This is a genomic window from Allobosea sp., assembly GCF_017308015.1.
Taxonomy (GTDB): Bacteria; Pseudomonadota; Alphaproteobacteria; order Rhizobiales; family Beijerinckiaceae; genus Allobosea.
Map to the genome: position 1 here is coordinate 41,739 of NZ_JAFKFW010000025.1, position 24,385 is coordinate 66,123.

Here is a 24,385-nt window from a genome sequence, read left to right on the forward strand (position 1 = left end):
ACTGAAGCAATCGAAGTATGGAGTGCAATGAGCGGCGAAGCCAAAAGTATCGCTGGGGTGATATCTGCGCGCAGATGCCGAACGAACGGGGGATAAGAAGACCTAGGTCGACGGCGGCCGCAAGCATGAGCCCACGACGGACAACATTCGCCAAGCTTGGCCTGAACGATTTTATGGCTGCGACACAAAGCCATCGAAGGCAAGTGCCTCACCTGTCGGCAGATTGGTAGTGGCTGACCTGAGACCCTTTTCTCCTCTGACCTGAGGGAGAGTTCTGGGTTAGGTGATCCGAGACCATTTGCTGGACAGCCGGAAGGTAGAGTTTCCGGCCTTCGATCACGACGGTGGGCTGGGTGCTCCGCCGGGATTCTGCAGCAGGATCGGGGGCTTGTTGCCGATGGCCCCGTGCGGCCGATCCTCGTTATAATATCTGAGCCAAACCTCCATCTTTTCGGCCGCGTCCGCAAGTGTCAGGAACCAGTGGGTGTTCAGGCATTCGCAGCGAAAGCGCCCGTTGAACGCCTCGATGAAAGCATTGTCGGTGGGCTTGCCCGGCCGCGAGAAGTCGAGCGTGACGCCCTTGGCATAGGCCCACAGGTCGAGATCGCGGCTGACGAACTCGGAACCCTGATCGACCCGGATCGTCTTCGGATAGCCCAGTCTCGCGCAGACGCGTTCCAGCGTGACGACGCCGGTCTGCTCACACTGCCGCATCCGCCGGACCACTCGGCGGCCATCCAACCTCAGTATCGCTGCTTACTCTTCGATCACTCTGCGTTTCAGGATGACGGTGTCTTCATGTTGATCCAGCTCCAAAATGAGTGAAGCCGATTCGACCAACGGTGGGTGAAGATCAAAAACCCCAGCGCCAGAGACCAGATTGCAAATCGTACGGCTTCTCGACCCGACATCTCTGCTTCCAAAGATGCAGCCCAATAGGCTTGGTAGTTCGTGCAGTTCACCCAATCCTGGAACGTATGCGGCGCTAACGATTTAACCCCATCTCCGAAGAACGGGCTCTTCGTCAGCAGAGTTTTGCAGTCTGGGATAAACGGCGCGCGCAGTCGCCACATATCGTAAGCAGACCAGCAAGCGACAGCAAGAAAGTACACGCCCCCTGCAACGAGCAGCAGCCAAAATACGAATGCCACTCGGCGCCATCTAGTATTTAATCGCGCTTGAGCAGCCGCCCACATTTTCTGGCCCCTGTGCTGAATCCAATGGCGACCATACCTTTCCCCGTCCACCGGACAAGACTCTGCCCGGTCGGAAGAATGGGTACGAGCACAGGTAATCCCGGTCCCACTCTGGTCCCACTCACTGGCGCCAACGATGTCCCGGACTCGAAAGCGCTCACTACCCTTGCCTCGATTCGGCAAGCGAGTTAGCTTCCGTATACAGTTGAAATCATATGAGTTTCGGGAAGGGATTTGGCGCCAATCCAGCCATCGCGCGAGCACGATCTCCATGAGATTTTTGCCTTGAGGTGGTAGCGGGGAGACCCGTGGAGGTTCGAGTCCTCTCGACCGCACCAAATTCGGACAATGTCCAGCGAAAGGCGACCTTCGGGTCGCCTTTCGCGTTTCCGGGCATTGCCAGACGCTTGCACCCGAATCCTCACGTATTGCCGCAACAGCGTTTCGTCCCCCCGCCAAGCGCCGGAACACTCCCGTCACCAATCGGGCTGACAGGCCGTGCAACTTTGGTAACGTAAACCGGCCGTCAAGCATTCTCCGCAATTCTCCGCGATATGAACGCCCGCCGCATGCCCCGTTTCCGTGCCCTGCCCCTTCTGGCTGCCGCCGCTTTCGCGGTGCTCGGCGGCTGCGTGGCGCTCGACAGCTACCCGTCGAAAGGCGATGCCCGGCCACATCCCGGCGTCGCGGCGGCGCATAACTACCCGATCCATGGCATCGACATCTCGCGCTGGCAGGGCGAGATCGACTGGAGCGCCGTCAAGGCGGCCGGCACCCGTTTCGTCTACATGAAGGCGACGGAGGGCGGCGACCATGTCGACCCGACCTTCCGGCGCAACTGGGAAGGCGCGCGCCGCGCCGGCATCCCGCGCGGCGCCTATCATTTCGTCTTCTGGTGCCGCCCGGCCCATGAGCAGGCGGTCTGGTTCAAGCAGCAGATCCCGAACGATCCCGATGCGCTGCCGCCGGTGCTCGACGTCGAGTGGAACGGCCATTCGCGGACCTGCCCGCAGAAGATCGATCGCGAGCTCGCTCGCGAGAAGATCGCGCTCATGCTGACCGAGCTCGAGCAGCTCACCGGCAAGAAACCGGTGATCTATACCGATATCACCTTCCATCGCGAGGTGCTGGAGGGGCAGTTCAACAACTACCCCTACTGGATTCGCTCGACCGCAGCCCTGCCGGAAGCGCGCTACAGCAACCGCCCCTGGGCTTTCTGGCAGTTCACCACCACAGGCCGCGTGCCCGGCATCAAGGGCGACGTCGACCGCAACGCCTTCTTCGGCAGCGAGAGCCAGTTCGCCGGCTGGCTACGCGGCGAATACGATATCGGCACGCGCCGTTGGGATCGTCGCGAGGGGCCCGCACAGCCTACGCCGGTCCAGCAAACGCCGCTGCCTCCCCCCTCCGCACCGTCTGTCCCCGCCGAGCCGCAGGAGCCAAGCGACGTGCCCGTCGCGCGCATCCCCGGCAGCGTGCCGGCCGTCGCCTCGACCATGCGGGCCATGGACAATCAGCTCGAGCCCGTCGTCCTCGACTGAGCGGGCGGTCGAATCGCGCCGGTTAACCAAGGCTGAAATTCATTGTTCGACTGCGTCGCAATTCTAACCGGCGTTTAACCACGCTCCCGGCATCTGGACCTGTGATGCGGGAGAAACACATGCCAGCGCGCAAGCTGACCAGCGGACGGATCGGGCTGAAAGCCCTCGCCTTCGCGGCTCTGATGTTAGGTCTCGTCGAGCCGGCGCAGGCGCTCTACCCGAAGAAGGGTGACAGCGCTCCGCATCACGGCGTGCGCGACGCACGGCGCAAGGTCATCCAGGGCATCGACGTCTCCCGCTGGCAGGGAGAGATCGACTGGCAGAAGGTCAAGGGCGCGGGCACGCGCTTCGCCTTCATCAAGGCGACCGAGGGCGGCGACCATCTCGACCCGAATTTCAAGCGCAACTGGGCCGAGGCGAAGAAGCACGGCGTCGCGCGCGGCGCCTATCATTTCGTCTGGTGGTGCCGCTCGGCCAAGGAGCAGGTGCGCTGGTTCAAGAAGCACATCCCGCGCGATCCCGACGCGCTGCCGCCGGTGCTCGACGTTGAATGGCAGAACGGTTCGCAATGCACCCGCAGGATCTCGAAGGAGCTGGCGCTCGCCAAGATCGCGGAGATGCTGAAGGGCCTGCGCGAACACACCGGCAAGAAGCCGATCATCTATACCGACATCAATTTCCACGAGGACGTGCTCGAAGGCGAGCTCAACGATCACCCCTTCTGGCTGCGTTCGACGGCTGCGCCGCTGGCGAAGCGCTACGAGCGCGACCGCTGGGAGTTTTGGCAGTTCACCACCACCGGCCGCGTTCCGGGCATCACCGGCGATGTCGACCGCAATGCCTTCTTCGGCAGCGAGCGTGAATTCGACGCCTGGCGCCAGGGCCGCTTCGACATCGGTTCGCGCAAATGGCATGGCAGCGAGCCCAAGGTCGCGGCACGAACGCCGCCGCCCACTCCGGCAGGCTTGCGTGCGCCCAGGGAAGCCGGCGGCACCAGGCTGAAATTTGCCCCGCCCGGCCGCATCCCGAACGCGCGCACGGCCGATAACCGCCGTGCCGACGTGACGGGCTCGATCGCAAGGGACTGAGAGCCCCCAATATAACCCGGAGGAGTCGCGACGCCACCTTTTGCCGGCTGTCATGCCGTCGTCACATCCGCAGCGCCCTTAGACAACGCGCTGCCGGACTGGTCCGCAGCGATTGCGAACATCCGGCATGCTCAGCGATCTCCAGTCCCAATCCGGCATCATCTGGGCCTATCGCTTCGACGAGGACGGAGCACCCAGCCGCGTGCCGCGCGACGAGATACCGGATCTCGTTCCTGCCGAGGGCTTCGTCTGGCTCCATCTCGATCTCGTCCACACCCGCGCCCAAAGCTGGATCGCCGAGCAGGATCTGCCGGACACGACGCAGGAAGCCTTTCTCTCGCATGAGCCACACCAGCGGCTCGACCATTCCGCCAGTCTCGCCTGGGGCGTCTCGCACGATCTGATCCGCGACATCGCCGACAAGTCCGAGGATGTCGGCGCGCTGCGCTGGATCATTGGCGAGAAGTTCCTGCTGACCGGCCGGCGTGAGGCGCTGCACTCGATCCGCATGACGGCCGAAGCGCTCGATCGCGGCGAGCCGGCTTCCAGCCCGGCCGGGCTCTTCGAGCAGATCATCGAATACATCATCGACGACGTCACCGATGCCGTCGTGCGCCTCGTCGACGAGACCGACAGCGTCGAGGACCATATCCTGCTCGACCGCCTGCATGACGGACCGCAGCGCGTCGGCGCGGTCCGGCGCACGGCAGTCAGGCTGCATCGCCAGCTCAGTGGCCTGCATGTCCTGTTCCGTCGCTTCGCCGAGACCCAGTCCGGCCGCAGCGCGCCGGATGCCGTCAAGGCCGCGGCGACCCGATTGCTCCAGCGCGTCGACGGCCTGCATCACGACGTCCAGTCAGTGCAGGACAGGGCAAGGCTGCTGCAGGACGAGATCGCCGCCCGCTCGGCCAGCCGCACCAACCGGCAGCTCTATGTGCTCTCGCTGCTGACAGCACTTTTCCTGCCCGCAACCTTCATCACCGGCCTGTTCGGCATCAATGTGAAGGGCCTGCCCTGGATCGAATCGGAGGCCGGCGCCTTCTATGTCGCGCTGGCCTGCATCTTCGCCGCCACGCTGACGATGATCCTGCTGCGCCGCCGCGGCGTGATCGGCGACTGAGGCGGCAAAGCATACCGCCCAGCCGCGCCGGCCAATTTTTGCACAGTCTGTCTCGCCTCCTTTTCGCGCTATAAGCGCGGTTCGACGACGGAAGCCGTCAGAATCGAGAGGTTCCCATGCTCGCCAACGCGCCGCGCCCGTTCAATTTCGATCTCGGCGAGACTGCCGATGCGATCCGCGACACCGTCCATGCCTTCGCGCAGGAGAAGATCGCCCCGCGCGCCGAGGAGATCGACAGGACCAACCAGTTCCCGCGCGACCTCTGGCCGGAGATGGGTGCGCTCGGCCTGCACGGCATGACGGTCGCGGAAGAGTATGGCGGTACGGGTCTCGGCTATCTCGAACATTGCATCGCGGTCGAGGAGGTCAGTCGGGCCTCGGCCTCGGTCGGCCTGTCCTACGGCGCCCATTCGAATCTCTGCGTCAACCAGATCAGCCGCAACGGCAACGAGGCCCAGAAGCGGAAATACCTGCCGAAACTGATCTCCGGAGAGCATGTCGGCGCGCTCGCCATGTCCGAGCCGGGCTCGGGCTCGGACGTCGTTTCGATGCGCACACGAGCCGACAAGAAGGGTGACCGCTACGTCCTCAACGGCAACAAGATGTGGATCACCAACGGCCCGATCGCCGAGACGCTCGTCGTCTACGCCAAGACCGACCCCGAAGTCGGTCCGCGCGGCATCACCGCCTTCCTGATCGAGAAGGGCATGAAGGGTTTTTCGACCCACCAGAAGCTCGACAAGCTCGGCATGCGCGGCTCCGACACCTGCGAGCTCGTCTTCCAGGATTGCGAGGTGCCGGAGGAAAACGTGCTCGGCACGGTCGGGCGCGGCGTCAATGTGCTGATGTCCGGCCTCGACTACGAGCGCGTCGTGCTGGCGGCCGGCCCGCTCGGCATCATGCAGGCGGCGCTCGACGTGGTCATGCCCTATGTCCATGAGCGCAAGCAGTTCGGCCAGTCGATCGGCGAGTTCCAGCTCGTCCAGGGCAAGGTCGCCGATATGTATGTCGCGATGAATTCCTGCCGTGCTTATGTCTACGCCGTCGCCAAGGCCTGCGACCGCGGCGAAACCACCCGCGAGGACGCGGCCGGCGCAATCCTGATCGCGGCCGAGAAGGCGACGCAGGTCGCGCTCGATGCCATCCAGCTTTTGGGCGGCAACGGCTATATCAACGACTACCCGACCGGCCGCCTGCTGCGCGACGCCAAGCTCTACGAGATCGGCGCCGGCACCAGCGAGATCCGGCGCATGCTGATCGGCCGGGAGCTGTTCAACAAGACGAAGTGAGGCTAGAGGGCCTCATGCCCCTCTACTTCGCCTATGGCCTCAACATGGATCCGGTCGGGATGGCGGAGCGCTCCCCGAAGGCGCAGCCGCTCGGCCCCGCCCGCTTGCCGCGCCACCGCTTCATCGTCACCCGCGACGGCTATGCCTCGGTGATCCGCGACCCCCGCGAGGAGGTCCATGGCGTGCTCTGGGACTGCTCGCTCAGCGACATGCGTGTCCTCGACAAATTCGAGGAACTCGCCAGCGGGCTTTATGTGAAGATCAGCCAACCGGTGATCGTGCCGGGCGGGGCCAAGCGCGCACTGATCTATATCGGCCGCTCCGCCGACCCGGGACGGCCGCGACCGGGCTATATGGAAACGGTCATCGCCGGAGCGAAACATTTCGGCCTGCCAGAGACTTACATCGCCGGCTTGAATCGCTTTCTGACCAAGCCGAATCCCGATCTGAAGAGCTTGAATCAGGATGCGAGCGCGCCACTGCCGCCCGGCCCGGTGAAGGGCGTGCGGCCAAGGGCGCTGGCGCCGAAATAGCCCCAAATGGCAAGGGCCGCTCGCGCGGCCCTTTCTTTATTGGGGGAAGCTGGCGGCGCTTAAGCCGCCAGCCCCTTGGCCAGCTCGCTGACCTGCTTCTCGAACAGCGCGCGATAGGCGCCGTCCTGCCGGGTCAGCAGGGCCTCGTGCGGGCCCTCCTCGATCACCCGGCCGCGATCGAAGACCAGGATGCGGTCCATCGCCCTGACCGTCGAGAGACGGTGCGCGATCACGATCGTGGTGCGGCCTTCCATAAGGCGCTCGATCGCCTGCTGGATCAGCGCTTCCGATTCCGAATCGAGGCTCGAAGTCGCCTCGTCCAGGATCAGGATCGGCGCATCGGCCAGGAAGGCGCGGGCCAGCGCGACACGCTGGCGCTCGCCGCCCGAGAGCTTGATGCCGCGCTCGCCGACGAGCGTGGCGTAGCCCTTGGGCAGGCGCATGATGAAGTCATGCGCGTTGGCGAGCTTCGCCGCCTGCTCGACCTGCGCCAGGCTCGCGCCCGGCCGGCCATAGGCGATGTTCTCCGCCAGCGAGCGGTGGAACAGCACCGGCTCCTGCTGCACGATCGCGATCTGCTGGCGCAGGGACGCCTGCGTGACATCGGCGATATCCTGCCCGTCGATCGCGATGCGGCCCGAGGTCACGTCGTAGAGCCGCTGCACCAGCTTGACGAAGGTCGTCTTGCCGGAACCCGAGCGGCCGACGAGGCCGACCTTCTCGCCGCCACGGATGGTCAGCGAGAAATCGCGGTAGAGCGGATCGTGATGACCTCCGTAATGGAAGGTCACGTCCTCGAAGGCGATCTCGCCCGCGGTCACGCCCATGTCTACCGCACCCTTCCGGTCCGGCACGCCATAGGGAAGGTCGTGCATCCAGACGAGCTCCTCCATGTCGTTGACCGAGCGCTGCAGGTTGTGGACGTGCTGGCCTACGTCGCGCAGATAGCCATGCACCACCGCATAGGCCGTCAGCACGAAGGCGACGTCGCCGGGCGAGGCCTGCCCGTTCGCCCAGAGCCAGATCACCAGGCCGATCACCGCCGCGCGCAGGAAGAGCAGCACGATATTCTGGCCGGTGCCTGACCAGGTGCCGCGCAGCCAGGCGCGCCGTGTGCGGAGGCTCCACTTGGAGACGACCGTCGCCAGCCGCAGATCCTCGCGCGCCTCGCCGCCATAGGCCTTCACCACCGGATTGCAGGTTATCGCGTCGGCCAGCGCGCCGCCGAGCCGCGTGTCCCAGGCATTGCCGAGCCGCGCAGCCGGTGCGACGAAGCGAAGCGAGAGCACCAGCGTCAGCCCGATATAGGCGAGCGCGCCAAGCGCCACGACGAGCCCCATCGCCGGCCAGTGCCAGGCCAGCACCGCCGTCATGCCGAGCAGGATGACCAGCGAAGGCAGCAGCGCGATCAGGATCGTGTCGGTCAGCAGGTCGAGCGCCCACATGCCGCGCGTGATCTTGCGCACCGTCGAGCCCGCGAAATTGTTCGCATGCCAGTCGGTCGAGAAGCGCTGCAGGCGTGCGAAAGCCTCCTGCGAAACGTCGCTCATTGTCCGCAACGTCATGATTGTCAGGCCGACAAAGGCGAAATGCCGCCCGAGCACCATGATCGCTGCGAGCACCATCATCGCGCCGAGCGCCCAGAGCGCCGCTTCGGTGCCACCCGCGCCGCTCGATACCGCGTCGACGAGACGGCCGGCATAGACCGGGGTGAACAGCTCGGCGAGCGTGGCGGCGACGGTGACACCGGCCACCCAGGCGACCTGCCCCGGCTGACGGGCCCAATGGCGGAACGTGAAGCCGAGAACGGCCCGGAACGGCTCCCGCCGCCCGGTTTGAGTATCGTGAGACATAGCGTCATTCGGCGCCAGGACGGCTGCCGACTCCGAAATCAGGCGAAGACGACGACGCGCGCCGGCTTCGGCAAAGAAATAAAAGGGTTTGAAAAAGGCTCAGGAGACCGCCCGGAGGCGGGCCTCGTGCGAGACCGGCCTAGTGCCGGATTGGTCGCTTGGGAGTGGCTGCGGTGTTGATGAATTTCATTCAGCCCTCCCTTTCTTGAGTTGGAGCCTAGGCGAAGAAAGATGCCTGATTGTTGGGCAGCGCGCAAGCCTGCCTTTCATGAAAGGACTGCGCGAGCCGTCTTCGCCCAGTTCAAGGCAGGGTCGTGCGCCGGCTTACCAGAACAGCGCCACGAGCCGCGCCGCAATCACCAGCAGGAAGGCGGCGATGATCGTGCCCAGCACCTGCTGGCGCTTGGCGTGGTTGGGCCAGCGCCGCGCGAGCAGCCGCCCCAGCGGCTTGCGGAAGACGAAAGCTGCGACCAGCAGAACGATGACATAGTGGGACAAGATCTAAGTCTCAGCCCTTCTTGTCCGCGGGAGCCGTATCAACCGGCGCCGCGGCCTTCTTCCAGGCGCCGAATCCGCCGGCAACATGCGCGACGGGCTTCAGCCCCATCTCCTGCGCGACCTGCGCGGCCAGTGCGGAGCGCCAGCCGCCGCCGCAGAAGAAGACGAAGCGCTTGTCCTGCTGGAAAACCGGCTTGGCATAGGGACTTTCCGGATCGATCCAGAATTCCAGCATGCCGCGCGGGCAATGGAAGGCGCCGGGCATTCGCCCTTCCCGCTCAAGCTCGCGCGGATCGCGCAGGTCGACGAAGACGACGTCCTCATGGCCGTGCAGCGCCCGCGCCTGCTCGACCGTGAGCGTCTCGATCAGGCTTTCGGCTTCGGCGACCAGCGCCTTGTAGCCCTTGGTGATGGTCTGCGGCATGGCTGTCGCCCTCCCCGATTCCGGGCGCACCGTGGCGGCTCGCCGCCACAGCGTCAATGCCATCCGGCTTGTGGCTCGTATGGCTTCGCGACAAGCTGCTTGCCTCTCAGGCTCCCGAAATGGCAGAGCGGCAGCATGCTCGGTTTCAGCAATCTGGACATCATCGCGTTCGCGTTCTTCGCCATCTCCTGGGTCGGCTATCACTATGCCGTCGAGCTCGGCCCGCATGCCGCCGGGACGCTGAACATGCGGATGAACCTGCGCCGCGCCCGCTGGATCCGCGAGGCGGCTGGCCGTGAGGTGAGGATCGTCGACACGCAGGTCATGGGCGGACTTCAGAACGGCACCGCATTCTTCGCCTCCACCTCGCTGATCGCGATCGGCGGCACGCTCACCCTGCTGAACTCGACCGAGCGCGTCGTGGCGATCTTCAGCGACCTCCCCTTCGTGCCGATGACGCTGCGCTCGGTCTGGGAGATGAAGGTGATCGGCCTTGCCGGCGTCTTCGGCTACGCATTCTTCAAGTTCGCCTGGGCCTACCGGCTGTTCAACTACTGCGTCATCCTGCTCGGAGCCCTGCCGCCCTTCGACAGCAAGGACGAGAAGGCGATGGCCCACGCCGTCCACGAGACGACCGAGATGAACATCGCCGCCGGCCGTCATTTCAACCGTGGTCAGCGCGCCTTCTTTTTCGCGCTGGCCTATCTCGGCTGGTTCCTCGGCCCGGTCACCTTCATCGGCTTCACCGGCGCGGTGCTGGTCGCGATGTATCGCCGCCAGTTCGCCTCCGATGCCTCCCGCGTCTTCAGATATCCGAGCCAGCCATGAGCATCGAACCCGAGGCCATAGAGCGCGCGATCCTCGACCTGCTCGCCCAGCGCGGCGCGGGTCTGACGATCTCGCCGATGGATGTCGCCCGCCGCCTCGGCGGTGACCATCCCGACGGCTGGGGGCCGTTGATGCAGCCGGTGCGCCGGGCCGCCGTGAAGCTGATGAAAGAAGGCCGGCTCGTCATCACCCGCAAAGGCCGCCCGGTCGATCCCGACGACTTTCGCGGGGTCTATCGGCTAGTGCTGCTGGCGCCGGCGCCCTGATTCACGGTGCCGGGAAGAGCTCATCCGTATAGCCGGCAAGCCGGTACGCAACCAGGCCGACCCATTCCTTGAACCCGTTATCGGCAATTTCGAGCGCGCGCGGCGCGCGGCTGTAAGGCCGAATGAAGTCGCCCGGCTCACCGCTCGACCAGAAATCGACCGGAAAGGCCTCGACCACGAACCCCGCCTTGCGGAACACGCCCATCGAGCGCGGCATGTGCCAGGCCGAGGTGACCAGAAGCCAGCGCTCGCCGGGTTTGGGGTCGACGAGCCTGCGGGTGAAGGCGGCGTTCTCGCGCGTATTGCGCGACTTGTCCTCCAGGATAAGCCGGGCGGGGTCGAGCCCGAGCCCTTCGAACAACAGCTTTGCGCCGTCCGCTTCGGTCACGGTCGCTTCCGAGATCAGGTTGGCGGCCCCGCCGGTGAAGACGACCTTCGCCTGCGGATGCAGCCGCGCCAGTTCGACCGCCTTGGTCATGCGCGCCGCCGAAGAATTCATCGCGACATCGCCGCGCGCCATCCCGATCGCGCCGCCGAGCACGACGATCCCGGTGACCGGCGTCTTGCGAGCATCCTGCTGCGGGAAACGATCCTCCAACGGCCGCAACACGGCGCGCGGCAACGGGCTGAACGCCATCAGCCCAAGCGCGGTGAGCGCGATCAGTCCAATCCAGCGCGCCGGCCGGGCAAAGCGTGTGAAGGCGAGCAGCCCCGCGAGGCCCGCTAGCAGGATGGCGAAATTGACGGGCGACAGGACGAACCAGACGACCTTGGACAGAATGAAGAACATCGAGGACCCGGATGGAGGACAGATCGATCCAGTCCTAACCGCAAATGCTGACGGCTTTCTGAAAGCAGAAATCGGCACGGCCGCTTAAAAGCTTCCAGGCCTTCATCCCGAGGGCTTGGCACGCTTCCTCGCAATGACGGCAAGAAGCACCTCCCCCTGAGAATGGTGCGGGGTCCCGGATGAAGTGCCGCGGAAATCCGGGATGGCCCGGGCATGTCGACCCCGGACTTCCCTCTCGAGTCACGGACTAACTCGCAGACAGTCTCTTGTGATCAGGGCGGCAAGGCGAACTCGGTTCAGCGGATGATCTGCGGCGGCGATTGCGGGCGCCGTCCGCCGGCCCGCGGCAGGGCCTTCGCAAGCTCGATCGCCCGCCCGGCGACCTCGCGCAACTCGCAGCCTGCCTGCCGCCCCGCCTGCAGAGCCTCGCGCTGAGTTGCGCCGTAGAAGGCGCATTTCTGCGTGACATAGCTTTCCCAGGCGAGCTGCAGGGCTGCGAGCCTGCTGCGCTGGCCGGCATCGAGCCCTCGGCCCGCAACCTGCAGAGCAAGGGTCAGGCGCTCTCGCCACGCCGCTTCCTCGCGCCGGGCACAGGCCGCCTCGGCGCTGCGCGGATCGTTGCTGGCCGCACGCACGCATGCCACCGCGACTGCGCCGATACAGGCCGATTGCGAGGCACCCGCATCGCGCAGGCAGCCGGAGAGCGCCGCGAGATCGGTCCGCAGCGTCGGCGAGGTCTGTGCAACCGCCGGCGCGGTCGCAGCGAGGCTGCACAGGAGCAGGATCGTCCGAAAAGCGCTCATACCGCCATCATGCCAGCGGCAGCGCATCGATCAAGAGTGTCGTTGCGACCTCACGTGATCGGCAACGGCAGCGCCGCCTGCGCCGCCGACCGGGCGAAGAGCGTTTCATACCATCGCTCGGCACGCGGCCGCGCGATCCGCTCCACCGGCATGTTGAGCCAGCGATGCACGCCGCACCCCACCGCGATATCCGCCATGCCGAAGCGCTCGCCGGCCAGGAAGGGGCGATCCGCCAACTGCGCCTCGAGGATCGTCATCAGCGTCTCGGCCCGGCCGATCCCATCAGCGATCGCCTTCGGATCGGTGAAGGCCGGCACCTTGCGCACCACGCCCCAGAGCACCGGCGCCAGTGCGGGCTGCAACTCCGACTGCATCCAGTCGATCCAGCGATCGGCCAGCACGCGCCGGGCCGGGTCCTCCTCCCAGAGCACGCCCGAGGCATAGCGGGCGGCGAGATAGCGCAGGATGCTGCTCGACTCCCAGAGGACGAGTTCCCCGTCGCGCAGCACCGGAATCTGCCGGTTCGGATTCATCGCCGCGAACTCGGGCGTATCGAGCCCTCCGAACGGCCCGCCGACATCGATCCGCTCGAAGGCCTGCCCGGCTTCGCCCGCGGCCCAGACCACCTTCTGGACGTTGATCGAGCTCAACCGTCCCCAGATCGTCAGCATGTCAGATTCCTCAATCGCTTCGCCCCGCCAGATGACCGGGCGATATCCTCAGGCGAATTCCATGATCACCGCGTCGACGGCGAGTGAGTCGCCCTCCTTCGCCAGGATCTTGGCGATGGTGACGTCCTTCTCGGCGCGCAGCACGTTTTCCATCTTCATCGCCTCGACCATGGCGAGCGGCTCGCCGGCCTTGACCTCCTGGCCCACAGCAACCGAGATCGCCTTGACCAGACCCGGCATCGGACAGAGCAGGAACTTGCCGGTATCGGCCGCGACCTTCTCCGGCATCAGCGCGGCGAGCTCCGCCTCACGCTGCGTATAGACATGGGCATTGGCATAGGCCCCGGCATGGCCGAGCGCGACGCCGTTCAGGATCGGGCGCACCTGCGCCGCGACCTTCACCCCGTCAAGCGTCCCGTGCCAGACCGGCTCGCCCGGCACCCAGTCGCTGACGACGCTGACGCTGCGGCCCGGGAAGGCGATGATGACCGCGCCGCCCTGCTCCGTCACCTCGCCGTCGAAGCGCTCCGCTCCGAGCTGCACGATGCGCAGGCGATCGAAGGCAACCTTGCGCCAGCCCTCCATCTGCGCGGAGACATGGCGCTTGCGCTGGTTCATGCGGTGGTCACAGGCGATCGCGATCGCCGCCATGCGCTGCGCGGTTTCACCCTGCGGCACCGGCAGCGAAAAGCCTTCCGGGAACTCCTCAGCGATGAATCCGGTCGAGAGATTGCCGGCGATCCAGCGCGGATGCTGCATCACCGCCGCGACGAAGGGGATGTTGTGGCGGATTCCGTCGATGGCGAAGGCATCGAGCGCGCGCGCCTGCGCCTTGATCGCCGCCTCGCGCGTCGGCGCATGGGTGACGAGCTTGGCGATCATCGGGTCGTAATAGATCGAGATCTCGCCGCCCTCGAACACGCCGGTATCGTTGCGTACCATCGCCTCGCCATCCGGCCCCTCGCTCGGTGGGCGATAGGTCACGAGCCGGCCGGTCGAAGGCAGGAAGTTGCGCGTCGGGTCCTCGGCATAGACGCGGGATTCCACCGCCCAGCCCTCGAGCTTCACGTCAGCCTGCGAAATCGCGAGCTTCTCGCCATAGGCGACACGGATCATCTGCTCGACGAGATCGATGCCGGTGATCATCTCCGTCACCGGATGCTCGACCTGCAGACGCGTGTTCATCTCGAGGAAATAGAACGACTTGTCCTGCCCGGCGACGAACTCGACCGTACCGGCCGAGTCGTAGTTCACGGCCTTGGCCAGCGCGACGGCCTGCTCGCCCATTTTCTTGCGGGTCGCTTCATCAAGCAGCGGCGACGGCGCCTCCTCCAGAACCTTCTGGTTGCGGCGCTGGATCGAGCATTCGCGCTCGCCGAGATAGATGACGTTGCCGTGCTTGTCGCCGAGAACCTGAATCTCGATATGGCGGGGATCGACGATGAATTTCTCGACGAAGACGCGATCGTCACCGAAGGAGGACGCCGCTTCCGACTTGGCACGGGCGAAGCCTTCAGCCACTTCAGCCGAAGAATGGGCGATGCGCATGCCCTTGCCGCCGCCGCCGGCCGAGGCCTTGATCATCACGGGATAGCCGATCTCGTCGGCGATGGTCACCGCATGCTCGGGGCTCTCGATGATGCCGAGGAAGCCGGGAACGGTCGAAACCTTGGCCGCCGCCGCAGCTTTCTTCGATTCGATCTTGTCGCCCATCGCGGCGATCGCGCCGGGATTGGGGCCGATGAAGACGATGCCGTTATCCTTGAGCGCCTGGGCGAAGGCCTCGCGCTCGGACAGGAAGCCGTAGCCGGGATGCACGGCCTGCGCGCCCGTCTGCTTGCAGGCATCGATGATCTTGTCGATCAGGAGATAGGACTGGGCGGCGGGGGCTGCGCCGATATGCACGGCCTCGTCAGCCATCTCGACATGCAGCGCGTCGCGATCCGCATCGGAATAGACGGCAACTGTCTTGATACCCATGCGCCGCGCCGTCTTGATGACACGGCAGGCGATCTCGCCGCGGTTCGCGATCAGGATCTTCGAGAACATGCGCGGCCACTCCCGGCTTCAGACCAGACTGCAATAGCCGGGGTCTATGGGATGCCGCAACTGCCGTCCACCGATGCGAAAGTCGGCTATCGGCCAAGCCGTTGTGCAAGGATGCACAGGTCCGGGTGCCGCGTCGTTGGCGGGAGCGCTGCCTAACGCCGTCATGCCCGGGCCTGACCCGGACATGTCTCGCAGGAAGGGGCTCCCTCTTCCGGCCTGATATTCTCGGATCAAACCCGAGAATGGCTCTGGGCTCAGCTGGCGAGCAGGACGACGCGGGGGGCAGCGCCGACACCGCCCCGGACCACGTCCTTCGCAGCGCCCTTGGCAAAGGCGAAGGCCAGCAAGGTCTCGTCGCAATGCTCGGCTTCGCGGGCGATCTCGTTGGCGATGCGTTGGGCGGTCGCGGTCGGCCCCTCGCCGGCCGAAAGCGTCGTGACCAGCCAATGCGCCTTGTCGCGGTCGATCACGCCGGTCGGGCGGTTCTCCCAGACGGCGAAATCGACGACCAGCGCGACAAGGTAATCCGCATATGCTTTGCAGCTTTGCTGCACGGCGCGATCGAGCGCGACCAGAACATCGACGATATCCCGCGTGATGACGATATCATTCAAGATGTTGCGCTGAAGCATCTTGACGTCTTCTTCGTCGATCGCACGACGATCCATCACGCGATCGACGAATTCACAAAGCTCATGATCCATCATGCTCGAACCCCTGTCCGGCGTTGTTTTGTGCCGGTACGTCCCTGCTGTGGGAACACCATGCACCCCGCCTCGGCATCAGGTGGTTAACGCGCAAATCTGAACGGATATTCAGGTTAAACGGAACTGAGTCGTCTTGGTTGCGAGGATGTTACTGCGCTGGGCGCAGGCGCAGTCGGGCGATCGATAGCGTCCGGCCAGAACGGCCTTTGTCATTCCGGGGCTTCGCGTCGCGAAGAACCCGCAGCCCACGACCGGGTCTCCCGTTCGCAGCCGAACACCGAATGCTTCACCCAGTCGTGGCTTCGAACTCGCACCGTTGGCGCGTTCCGGAGTGACGAAGGCTACGCCGCGAAACAATGCGGTCGGCTATAAACAGCTCTATGCTGTCACGGCCTTGGGCAATCCGAGCGCCGCCGGCAGCTCCGGGAATTCACGCAGGACATGCCTGGCGCCCAGCGAGACGAGCTTCTCGACTGGCTGGAAACCCCAGGATACGGCGACGGGCACCGCTCCGGCAGCCACTGCCATCTCGATATCGAAGGAGCTGTCGCCGACCATCGCCGTGCGTTCCGGCGCCGCTCCGGTCTCCACCATCGCCCGCTGGATCATGCCGGGATGCGGCTTCGACGGCGCATCGTCCGCCGACTGCACCGTGTCGAACAAGCCCTGCCAGCCATGCCGTGCAACGATGAACTCGGCGCCCTTGCGCGACTTGCCGGTAGCGATGCCGAGCTTCAGCCCGGTATGGCGCCTCAACTCGGCCAACGTCTCGGCGACGCCGGCGAAGAGGGGCTCGTCCAGCGAGGGATCGCTCTCGGCCCGCAGTCGCATCGTACCGAAGACCTGGCGATAGGTCTCGGTCAGCATATCGTCGGGCTCGGCGAGTCCGGCGAGCTGCGCCATCGCGACATCCAGAGTCAGCCCGACAATGCCGAGACCGGCCTCGCGCCCCGGATGAACCCGGCCGCAGCGCCTGAAGGTCTCATACTGCGCTTCGAGGATGATCGCCTCGGAATTGATCAGGGTGCCGTCGAGATCGAAGATGATGAGGTCCATACCGGCGATCTAGCCCGGATCGCCCCGGCGATCCACTGCAACCCCGGCATGGCATCATCCCGCTCGCAGACGTCTCAACTCCTGGCCTCGCGGGCGCAGGTATCGACCGCCTTGCGCAGATCCGCACCGTCGAGCCCCTTGGCGCGCGCCTCCTTGCGGCATTCCGAGCGCTGGGCGAGGTCCGGGCGCTTGCCGTTGAAGCAGGCAGTCAACGCCGCGATCCGTTCCGAGCCCTGCAGCTTGCGCCCGTCGGCCTCTTCCTTGCAGGCCGCCCGCGCCGCAGCCGCCGTCGGCTTGCCGTCACGCGTGAGGCCGTCCCGGGCATAGAGCTGCACGCCCGGAAACTTGCCCTGCATGCAGATGCGCATCGCGGCGCGCAAGTCGTCACCCGCAAGTGCGATATTCTCGGAAACGCAGTCCTGCCGGGCTTTCGCCCGCTCCGCCCGCGGGATCGGCTCATCCGCCGACGCCGCCCCGACTGTTTGGGCAGGCGTTTTTGCCGGCGTGGCATTCTGTGCCTGGGCGGCCCCGCCAAAGCCGAGAACGAAAGCGGCAACGATCACAAAAGAACGCATGGTCAGCCCCTCCGGTGACAAGAACATAATTAGAACAGAAAGCGTTTTGTTCCGCAACTGTTCTCTTACGTTTCGTCACCTCCAAAGGAGAGGCGAGAGCCGCGTCACTCGTCCGGCGCTTCGACGATCGGGTCGTAGGGCGCGTCGTCGAAGCCGAGCAGGTTCCAGCTCTGGCGCATATGCGGCGGCAGCGGCGCGCTGACGTCGATCGTGCCCTTGCCGCGCGGATGGGGCAGCACGATCCGCCGCGCCAGCAGGTGCAGCTTGTTCTGGATGCCGCCGGGCAGCTCCCAGTTCTGGATGTTGAAATATTTGGGATCGCCGATGATCGGGTGGCCGATATGAGTGGTATGGGCGCGCAACTGATGCGTACGGCCCGTCACCGGCTTCAGCGAGAGCCAGGCGAGCTTCTGCGCCGCGGTCTCGACCACGGCGTAATAGGTCACGGCATGCATCGCGCCGTCCTCGCCATGCTTGGCGACGGCCATGCGCTGGTCGCCGTCATAAGCCTCCTCGCGGGCGAGATAGGTCGAGATCCGGCCCTGGCGCACGCGCGGCACGCCGACGACCAGCGCCCAGTAGACCTTGCGGGCCGACCGCGAGCGGAAGGTCTTGGCCAGCGTCGCCGCCGCAAAGCGCGACTTTGCGATGACGAGGCAGCCGGCCGTATCCTTGTCGAGCCGGTGGACGAGGCGCGGCTTCTGCCCGTCCTTGGCCGTCAGGGCCTCCAGCATCTGGTCCACATGGCGCGTCGTGCCGGAACCACCCTGCACGGCCAAGCCCGCCGGCTTGTTGAGGACCAGGACGTCGTCGTCCTCATAGAGCGTGATCGAGCGCAGGAAGCCGACCGTGTCCGCATCGGCCTTGGCCGAGCGCGGCCGCTCGGCCTGCTCCTCCAGCCGGAGCGGTGGGATACGCACGGTCTGCCCCTCGGTGAGCCGGTCCTTGCTGTCGGCGCGCTTGCCGTCGACGCGCAACTCGCCCTTCCGGACGATGCGCTGGATATGGCTGAAGGAGAGCTGCGGGAAGCGCGCCTCGAGGAAGCGGTCGATCCGCATCTCGTTCTCGTCCGGCGTCACCACGAGCTGCTGCACGCCTGTCGAGAGCACCTGCGCCGTCTCGGCCTTCACCTGCGCGCGGGTCGGCTTGGGAGCCTCTTCCGCCGGACGTGGGCGGGCAGGGCGCTGCACACGCTCCTCGCCGCCGGCCGGACGCGCCGCGGCACGACGCCGGGCATCGTGGCTCGGCCGCTTGCCGCGCGGAGCGCCAGCGGATGGCGGCTTGCCGCCGCGCGAGGGGCCGCCAGAGCCCTTGTTTCCGGCGCCCTTGCCGCCGGGGCCTTTGCCGCCCGTCTTCATGACATGCTCCGCATCATTGCGAGGCCACCGACCAGCGCCGCCAGCGACAGCACGACCGAGCCGATCACATAGGTGGCCGCCAGCATCGTCTCGCCCCGCTCCCAGAGCAGGACGGCGTCGAGCGAGAAGGCCGAAAAAGTGGTGAACCCACCGAGAATGCCCGTCGCCAGGAAGAGGCGCAGGCCCTGTGGCACGCCCTCGCCCGCGCGGAAGGCGAACCAGCCGGCGACCAGCCCCATCAGGGCCGAGCCGATGATGTTGATGGCCATGGTCCCATAGGGGAAGCTCATGCCCAACCAGCGCGGCGACACCATATTGATGCCGTGGCGCAGGGCGCCGCCGATGCCGGCGCCTACAAAAACAAAAGCGGTGGAGATCATCGCTGTGGAATAGAGTGCACTGGCGCCTTGCACAAACGAAATCCGCCGCAATTGCACGGCTCGCTGCAGCCGGACAGGAAGCCCGGCATCAGGACAGACCAGCCGGAACGAGGGGAATGGCAGGGATGCATCTTCAGGTTCGGATCGGCGGCGCGGGGCTGCTTGCCGCCATGGTGACCCTCGGCTCTGCGGCCGCCTTCGCCCAGCAGCGCGGCGGCACCGACTGGCCGACGGAGAAATGCAATCGCTACAAGAAGGCCTATGACCAGTCGATCGCGCGCCTGGGCAAGAGAGGCCTCGGCCCGGAGTTTCTCGCCAGCCACGACGCCTTCCTCGCTTCGAACTGCCAGGCCCGCGCCGAGGTCTGCGCCCGCAGCAAGGAGGAGCTCGATCTGGCCAACCGGCTCGTGGTGATGGCGATGAACAGCGGCATGGCGAGCACCTTCCTGCCGTTCAACTGCCGCAGCTGAGCGAGGCTTACGCGTCGTCGCGTCTCCTCAGGCGCGGATGCACATAGAGCTCGAAGGCAATGGTCAGCACGATGAAGACCAGTGCGATGGCAAAGGCCACGACCCAGTAGGAGACATCGTCCTTCGAGACGAACCAGCCCGCGATAACCGAGGGCACGATCATGAACAGGCGCGCCAGCAAAAACATCCCTACTCTCCCCGCTCCTGCCGGAGCCGCTCCCAATATTCCAGCCGCTTGCGGATCTCGCGCTCGAAGCCCCGCTCGGGCGGGTCGTAGAAGCGCTGCCGGCCGAGCGCATCCGGCCAGTAGTTCTGGCCGGAGAAGGCGTCGGGCTGGTCGTGGTCATAAGCGTAGTCGGCGCCGTAACCCTCCTCGCGCATCAGCTTGGTCGGTGCGTTGAGGATGGTCTTGGGCGGCGTCAGGGAGCCTCGCTCCTTCGCCACCCGCACCGCCGCCTTGTAGGCGGTATAGGCCGCGTTCGATTTGGGCGCGGTCGCCAGATAGATCACGCAGTTGGCGAGCGCGAGTTCGCCCTCGGGTGTGCCGAGCTGCTCATAGGTCTGCGCCGCTGCCCGCGCGTGCAGCAGGGCCTGCGGATCGGCGAGTCCGATATCCTCGACCGCCATACGGACCAGGCGACGCGCCAGGAAGCGCGGATCCTCGCCGGCATCGAGCATGCGCGCGAAATAGTAGAGCGCCGCATCCGGGTCGGAGCCGCGGATCGTCTTGTGGAGGGCGGAAATCAGGTTGTAGTGGCCGTCCTGGGCCTTGTCGTAGATCGGCGCGCGGCGCTGGATCACCTCGGACAAGCCGTGCTCGTCGAGAAGCTCGCCAGGCTTAGCCGCCCGCCAGATCTCCTCGGCCAGGGTCAGCACCGCCCGCCCGTCGCCATCGGCGAAACGCGCGAGCGTGAGGCGTGCCTCAGGCGTCAATGGCAGTTCACGCCCCTCCAGAACCTCGGCCCGGCCGAGCAGGAAGAGCAGCGAGCCCTCGTCCAGCGACTTGAAGGTCAATACGCGCGCCCGCGACAGCAGCGCGGCATTCAGTGCAAAGGATGGATTCTCGGTCGTCGCCCCGACCAGCGTGATCGTGCCGTCTTCCATGACGGGCAGAAAGGCATCGAGCTGGGCCCGGTTGAAGCGATGGATCTCGTCGACGAAGAGCAGCGTGCCGCGGCCGCCGAGCCTGCGTCCGCGGGCCGCCTCGAATACCTTCTTGAGATCGGCGACGCCGGAGAAGATGGCGCTGATCTGCTCAAAGCCGAGATCGACCAGCCCGGCAAGCAGCCGGGCCACGGTCGTCTTGCCGGTGCCCGGCGGTCCCCAGAAGATCAGGCTGCCGATCGTGCCCGACGCGACAAGCCGCGTCAGCGCGCCGTCCGGCCCGGTCAGGTGCTCCTGGCCGGCGACCTCGGCCAGCGTCGTCGGCCGCAGGCGATCGGCCAGCGGTCGCGGACCGGACTTATCCAGCCCCGAAGCTGCGAACAGGTCGCTCACCCCGGGAAGACCGAGGTGATCGTCTGGCCGCCGCGCGAGATCGTCACCTCCCAGGCCCGCCTGCGCTCCTTCAGGACAGTCTCCACCTCGCGCGAGCTGTTCATGCGCTCACCGTTGAGCGCCATGATCAGATCGCCCTTCTGGAAGCCGACGCTGGCCGCCGTGCTGCCCTCCTCGACCTCGCTGACGACGACGCCCTCGTTGCCCGTCTCGATCGAAAGCTCTTCGGCAAGCGCCGGCGACATGTTGCCGACCGTCAGGCCGGCCAGCGGCGAGCGGCTGGCGATCTTCACCAGGTCACGCGGCCGCGTCTCGGGCGCCGCCACGAGTTTGATAGGGACCGAGATGCGCTTGCCGCCACGCAGCACGCTGAGCATGGTCGTCCCGCCGATCGGCCGGGTCGCAAAGCGGTAGCCGAAGGATTCGGGGTCATCGACATTGACGCCGTCGACGGAGAGGATGACGTCCGAGCGCTTGAGGCCTGCCTGGTCGGCCGGCCCCTTCTCGACGACGCTGGCGACCACCGAGCCGGCCGGCCGGTCGAGTCCGAGCCCGTCCGCGACCTCTGCCGTCAGGCTCTGCAGCCGCGCTCCGAACCAGGGACGCTTGACCGTCTTGGCGCCGGCCTTGGCACTGTCGACGACGAGGCGCACCATTGCCGAGGGAATTGCGAAACCGATACCGACGCTGCCGCCGGAGCGTGAGTAGATCGCGGTATTGATGCCGACGACGCGGCCCTTCATGTCGATCAGCGCACCGCCCGAATTGCCCGGATTGATCGCCGCATCCGTCTGGATGAAGGACTGCGCGTCGCCGACGCCGATCTGCGTGCGCGCCAGCGCCGAGACGATGCCCTGCGTCACCGTCTGGCCGACGCCGAAGGGATTGCCCATGGCGAGCACGATGTCGCCGACCTGAAGCTCATCGGTATCGGCCAGGGCAATCGCGGTCAGGTTCCTGGCCTCGGCGAGCTTGAGCACGGCGAGATCGGTGCGCGGATCGCGCAGCAGGATCGTGGCCTCGACCTCACGCTTGTCGGCGAAGGCGACCTTCACCTCGCTCATGTTCTCGATGACGTGGTTATTCGTCACCACGAGCCCGTCGCCGGCATCGACGATCACGCCGGAACCAAGCGAGCGCTGCACCCGCTCGCGCGGCACGCCGAAGCCGCCATCGCCGAAGAAGCGGCGGAAGAACGGGTCGTCCATGAAGGGATTCTGGGGACGCTTCTCGACGCGCGCGCCATAGACGTTCACGACCGCGGCCTGCGTCTGCCTGACCAGCGGCGCGAAGGAGAGCGTCACTTGCTCGCGCGTCTCGGGCACCTGTCGCGGCTGGGCGAGCGCCGGCCCCGGCGCTACGCCGACCGACAACGCGCCCGCGAGAGCAGCAATGGCCAGGGTCTTCCGATATGATGCGGGGCGGTGGATCATGCTCGTCCTCGTTCAGAAACAAAAGTGCCGGCGCGGAGTTTTCCGTTCAGGCACGACACCCGCTATACCCGTGCGAAGCGTTGCGGTTCCCGCAGCGGCATCCCCCACCTCGATATGGCCTTTCCGGGCCGGATAGGAAGAGCACGATGAGCCTGATTCGGCTTGTGTACGCCAGCGAGAGCCGGCTCGTCGACGCCAATCGCCGCGCCGAGCTGGATACGATCCTGGCAGACGCGCGCCGCCTCAACGACCGCAGCGGCATCACCGGCTTCCTGCTCGCAACGAAGGAGGCCTTCGCGCAGGTTCTGGAAGGGCCACAGGATAGCGTCACGGAAACCTATGGCCGGATCGTGTTCGATCCGCGCCATCAGGCAGTGCGTCTGCTGATCCAAGAACCGATCGCCGCCCGGTCCTTCCCCGGCTGGGCGATGGGCATCGCCGAGCGCGACGAGACGACCAACTTCATCTTCGGGCTCTACGGCGTCTCGCCGGAGCAGGACTTGCACACCCAGCCGCCCGATATCCTTGTCGATCTTGCCCACGAAATCGCACAGCGGCACGCCTGAACGGTCGAAACGGACAAGGCAGCCGCCCTGCCCGTTTCCAGCAGGCGCCTTGCCGGCTTCAGGTCGAGAAGAAGTTCTGCGTTCCGTGCGCCTCGATCGCCTCCGCCAGACGGCTCAGTGCATGGACATAGGCGGCCGTCCGCATCGTGATGCCCTTCTCCTGCGCCACCGACCAGATCGCACGCCCCTCGCATTCCATGATCGTGCGCAGCCGCTCGTGAATCTCCGGAAGCTGCCAGTAGAAGCCCTGCCGATTCTGTACCCACTCGAAATAGGAGACGGTCACGCCGCCCGCATTGGCGAGAATATCAGGCAGCACGGTGATGCCGCGCGCATCGAGCAAAGCATCGGCCTCAGCCGTGATCGGACCGTTTGCCAGCTCAAGCACGACCCGCGCCTTGACGCTCGCGGCATTGCCCTCGTGGATCATGTTTTCCAATGCCGCCGGCACCAGTAGATCGCATTCGACGCCGACGAGATCATCGGCATCGATCAGGCGATGGCCGCCCTCGCCGGCAGTGGCCACGATGGAACGTCCATCGTCCTTGGCAGCGGCCAGGCGCGCGATGTCGAGTCCTTCGGCACAGGCGACAGCTCCTGCGGAATCCGAAACGGCGACGATGCTGTGCCCGTCGGCGGCCAGCAATTTGGCAATGAACTGCCCGGCATTGCCAAATCCCTGGATCGCCACCCGCATCTTGTCGCCGAGACCGAGGTCGCTACCGAGATGGCGCACGAGATAATAGCCGCCGCGAGCCGTCGCGTCGTTACGGCCGAGCGATCCGCCGAGCGCGATCGGCTTGCCGGTGATCACCGCGGGCACGGCTTGTCCGACGATCTGGGCGTATTCGTCGGCCATCCAGCCCATGATCATCGAGTTGGTGTAGACGTCGGGCGCCGGAATATCGCGGTCGGGGCCGATAGTCCGCGCGAAAGCCTGGATATAGGCCCGCGACAGCCGCTCCAGCTCCGCCTTCGAGAGCTGGCGCGCATCGACCTGCACGGCGCCCTTGCCGCCGCCATAGGGCAGGTTCATCACGGCGCATTTGAAGGTCATCCAGAAGGCGAGCGTCTCGACTTCGTCGGCGGTCGAAGATGGGTGGAAGCGGATGCCTCCCTTCGTGGGTCCGCGCGTGTCGTCATAGCGGCAGCGCCAGGCGAGGAAGGATTTCCGCGAACCGTCGTCCATTCGGATCATCAGACGGACTTTCGTGGTCTCGCGGGCGTATTTCAGCTTCTCGATAACATCGGAATCGACGTTGAGGTGCTGCGCAGCCGCATCGAGGCGCACGAGCGCGTGATCGAGAAGGTTGTCGTCGGACATGACGCGATCCATCCTGCAAGACAAAAGAGCAGGCTTCCGCTTAAATTCCGCGCACGCAATGCACAAGCAG

The 24,385-nt window shown here is 65.7% G+C and carries 24 protein-coding genes and 2 pseudogenes; 9 read left to right on the forward strand and 17 right to left on the reverse strand.

The window, feature by feature from the left end; all coding sequences use genetic code 11:
* Window positions 1-336: 336 nt before the first annotated feature.
* Window positions 337-690: pseudogene (locus J0I42_RS18960) on the reverse strand (integrase core domain-containing protein); the annotation flags it as partial.
* 1,060 nt (window positions 691-1,750) lie between these two features.
* Between J0I42_RS18960 and J0I42_RS18965 the strand changes: the two are divergent.
* The 5 genes and pseudogenes from J0I42_RS18965 to J0I42_RS18985 form a co-directional block, all read left to right on the forward strand.
* Window positions 1,751-2,524 (forward strand): annotated as a pseudogene (locus J0I42_RS18965) (glycoside hydrolase family 25 protein); the annotation flags it as partial.
* 332 nt (window positions 2,525-2,856) lie between these two features.
* Window positions 2,857-3,825 carry a glycoside hydrolase family 25 protein gene (locus tag J0I42_RS18970; RefSeq protein ID WP_291657075.1) on the forward strand — a complete coding sequence of 323 codons (969 nt, stop codon included), beginning with the start codon at window positions 2,857-2,859 and terminating at the stop codon, window positions 3,823-3,825.
* Window positions 3,826-3,952: 127 nt separating this feature from the next.
* Window positions 3,953-4,945: a CorA family divalent cation transporter gene (locus J0I42_RS18975; protein ID WP_291657077.1), complete on the forward strand. Its 993-nt coding sequence runs from the start codon at window positions 3,953-3,955 to the stop codon at window positions 4,943-4,945.
* 116 nt (window positions 4,946-5,061) lie between these two features.
* Complete coding sequence (locus J0I42_RS18980) at window positions 5,062-6,234, forward strand: isovaleryl-CoA dehydrogenase (protein WP_291657078.1); 1,173 nt, start codon at window positions 5,062-5,064, stop codon at window positions 6,232-6,234.
* A gap of 14 nt (window positions 6,235-6,248) precedes the next feature.
* Window positions 6,249-6,767, forward strand: a complete 519-nt coding sequence (locus tag J0I42_RS18985) for a gamma-glutamylcyclotransferase family protein (RefSeq protein WP_291657080.1) — start codon at window positions 6,249-6,251, stop codon at window positions 6,765-6,767.
* Between the two features lie 59 nt (window positions 6,768-6,826).
* Here J0I42_RS18985 and J0I42_RS18990 read toward each other — a convergent pair whose 3' ends face one another.
* The 3 genes from J0I42_RS18990 to J0I42_RS19000 all read right to left on the reverse strand — a co-directional run bounded on the left by J0I42_RS18990 (window position 6,827) and on the right by J0I42_RS19000 (window position 9,542).
* On the reverse strand, window positions 6,827-8,620 hold the full coding sequence (locus J0I42_RS18990) for an ABC transporter ATP-binding protein (protein ID WP_291657082.1): 1,794 nt from the start codon (window positions 8,618-8,620) through the stop codon (window positions 6,827-6,829).
* A 324-nt stretch (window positions 8,621-8,944) separates the two neighbouring features.
* A complete protein-coding gene (locus tag J0I42_RS18995) occupies window positions 8,945-9,118 on the reverse strand; it encodes a hypothetical protein (protein WP_291657084.1) in 174 nt (57 codons plus the stop codon).
* 10 nt (window positions 9,119-9,128) lie between these two features.
* Window positions 9,129-9,542 (reverse strand): rhodanese-like domain-containing protein, encoded by a 414-nt coding sequence (locus tag J0I42_RS19000; protein WP_291657086.1) that lies wholly within the window; start codon window positions 9,540-9,542, stop codon window positions 9,129-9,131.
* Window positions 9,543-9,677: 135 nt separating this feature from the next.
* Between J0I42_RS19000 and J0I42_RS19005 the strand changes: the two genes are divergently transcribed.
* Both J0I42_RS19005 and J0I42_RS19010 read left to right on the forward strand, forming a co-directional pair.
* On the forward strand, window positions 9,678-10,370 hold the full coding sequence (locus tag J0I42_RS19005; RefSeq protein WP_291657088.1) for a DUF599 domain-containing protein: 693 nt from the start codon (window positions 9,678-9,680) through the stop codon (window positions 10,368-10,370).
* On the forward strand, window positions 10,367-10,636 hold the full coding sequence (locus tag J0I42_RS19010) for a DUF3253 domain-containing protein (protein ID WP_291657090.1): 270 nt from the start codon (window positions 10,367-10,369) through the stop codon (window positions 10,634-10,636). The genes J0I42_RS19005 and J0I42_RS19010 overlap by 4 nt, the downstream gene beginning before the upstream one ends.
* Window position 10,637: 1 nt before the next feature.
* Here J0I42_RS19010 and J0I42_RS19015 read toward each other — a convergent pair whose 3' ends face one another.
* The 9 genes from J0I42_RS19015 to crcB form a co-directional block, all read right to left on the reverse strand.
* The gene (locus J0I42_RS19015; RefSeq protein WP_291657093.1) at window positions 10,638-11,426 is read right to left on the reverse strand and encodes a YdcF family protein; all 789 of its coding nucleotides are present in this window, start codon (window positions 11,424-11,426) and stop codon (window positions 10,638-10,640) included.
* A gap of 296 nt (window positions 11,427-11,722) precedes the next feature.
* Window positions 11,723-12,229, reverse strand: a complete 507-nt coding sequence (locus tag J0I42_RS19020; RefSeq protein ID WP_291657094.1) for a lysozyme inhibitor LprI family protein — start codon at window positions 12,227-12,229, stop codon at window positions 11,723-11,725.
* A gap of 50 nt (window positions 12,230-12,279) precedes the next feature.
* Entirely contained in the window at window positions 12,280-12,900 is a 621-nt protein-coding gene (locus J0I42_RS19025; RefSeq protein ID WP_291657096.1) for a glutathione S-transferase family protein, read from the reverse strand.
* Window positions 12,901-12,948: 48 nt separating this feature from the next.
* The gene (locus J0I42_RS19030) at window positions 12,949-14,949 is read right to left on the reverse strand and encodes an acetyl-CoA carboxylase biotin carboxylase subunit (protein ID WP_291657098.1); all 2,001 of its coding nucleotides are present in this window, start codon (window positions 14,947-14,949) and stop codon (window positions 12,949-12,951) included.
* A 254-nt stretch (window positions 14,950-15,203) separates the two neighbouring features.
* Window positions 15,204-15,656, reverse strand: coding sequence for a hypothetical protein (locus J0I42_RS19035; RefSeq protein WP_291657100.1), 453 nt, complete (start codon window positions 15,654-15,656; stop codon window positions 15,204-15,206).
* Window positions 15,657-16,034: 378 nt separating this feature from the next.
* Window positions 16,035-16,712 carry an HAD-IA family hydrolase gene (locus tag J0I42_RS19040; protein WP_291657102.1) on the reverse strand — a complete coding sequence of 226 codons (678 nt, stop codon included), beginning with the start codon at window positions 16,710-16,712 and terminating at the stop codon, window positions 16,035-16,037.
* Between the two features lie 74 nt (window positions 16,713-16,786).
* Window positions 16,787-17,287, reverse strand: a complete 501-nt coding sequence (locus J0I42_RS19045; RefSeq protein ID WP_291657104.1) for a hypothetical protein — start codon at window positions 17,285-17,287, stop codon at window positions 16,787-16,789.
* A 104-nt stretch (window positions 17,288-17,391) separates the two neighbouring features.
* Window positions 17,392-18,645 carry an RluA family pseudouridine synthase gene (locus J0I42_RS19050; protein ID WP_291657106.1) on the reverse strand — a complete coding sequence of 418 codons (1,254 nt, stop codon included), beginning with the start codon at window positions 18,643-18,645 and terminating at the stop codon, window positions 17,392-17,394.
* The gene (crcB, locus tag J0I42_RS19055; protein WP_291657145.1) at window positions 18,642-19,025 is read right to left on the reverse strand and encodes a fluoride efflux transporter CrcB; all 384 of its coding nucleotides are present in this window, start codon (window positions 19,023-19,025) and stop codon (window positions 18,642-18,644) included. The genes J0I42_RS19050 and crcB overlap by 4 nt, the downstream gene beginning before the upstream one ends.
* A gap of 125 nt (window positions 19,026-19,150) precedes the next feature.
* Between crcB and J0I42_RS19060 the strand changes: the two genes are divergently transcribed.
* A complete protein-coding gene (locus J0I42_RS19060; RefSeq protein WP_291657108.1) occupies window positions 19,151-19,495 on the forward strand; it encodes a hypothetical protein in 345 nt (114 codons plus the stop codon).
* A gap of 7 nt (window positions 19,496-19,502) precedes the next feature.
* On the opposite strand, the gene J0I42_RS19065 is transcribed toward J0I42_RS19060, so the two are convergent.
* The 3 genes from J0I42_RS19065 to J0I42_RS19075 are packed head-to-tail and all read right to left on the reverse strand — an operon-like array spanning window position 19,503 to window position 22,425.
* Window positions 19,503-19,682 carry a hypothetical protein gene (locus J0I42_RS19065; RefSeq protein WP_291657111.1) on the reverse strand — a complete coding sequence of 60 codons (180 nt, stop codon included), beginning with the start codon at window positions 19,680-19,682 and terminating at the stop codon, window positions 19,503-19,505.
* Window positions 19,683-19,684: 2 nt separating this feature from the next.
* A complete protein-coding gene (locus tag J0I42_RS19070) occupies window positions 19,685-20,992 on the reverse strand; it encodes a replication-associated recombination protein A (RefSeq protein ID WP_291657113.1) in 1,308 nt (435 codons plus the stop codon).
* Window positions 20,989-22,425, reverse strand: a complete 1,437-nt coding sequence (locus J0I42_RS19075) for a Do family serine endopeptidase (protein WP_291657115.1) — start codon at window positions 22,423-22,425, stop codon at window positions 20,989-20,991. Before J0I42_RS19075 ends, J0I42_RS19070 begins: the two co-directional genes overlap by 4 nt.
* A 146-nt stretch (window positions 22,426-22,571) precedes the next feature.
* On the opposite strand from J0I42_RS19075, the gene J0I42_RS19080 reads away from it, so the two are divergent.
* The gene (locus J0I42_RS19080; RefSeq protein ID WP_291657116.1) at window positions 22,572-22,991 is read left to right on the forward strand and encodes a BLUF domain-containing protein; all 420 of its coding nucleotides are present in this window, start codon (window positions 22,572-22,574) and stop codon (window positions 22,989-22,991) included.
* 58 nt (window positions 22,992-23,049) lie between these two features.
* Here J0I42_RS19080 and J0I42_RS19085 read toward each other — a convergent pair whose 3' ends face one another.
* On the reverse strand, window positions 23,050-24,315 hold the full coding sequence (locus J0I42_RS19085) for a Glu/Leu/Phe/Val family dehydrogenase (RefSeq protein ID WP_291657118.1): 1,266 nt from the start codon (window positions 24,313-24,315) through the stop codon (window positions 23,050-23,052).
* Window positions 24,316-24,385 lie beyond the last annotated feature (70 nt).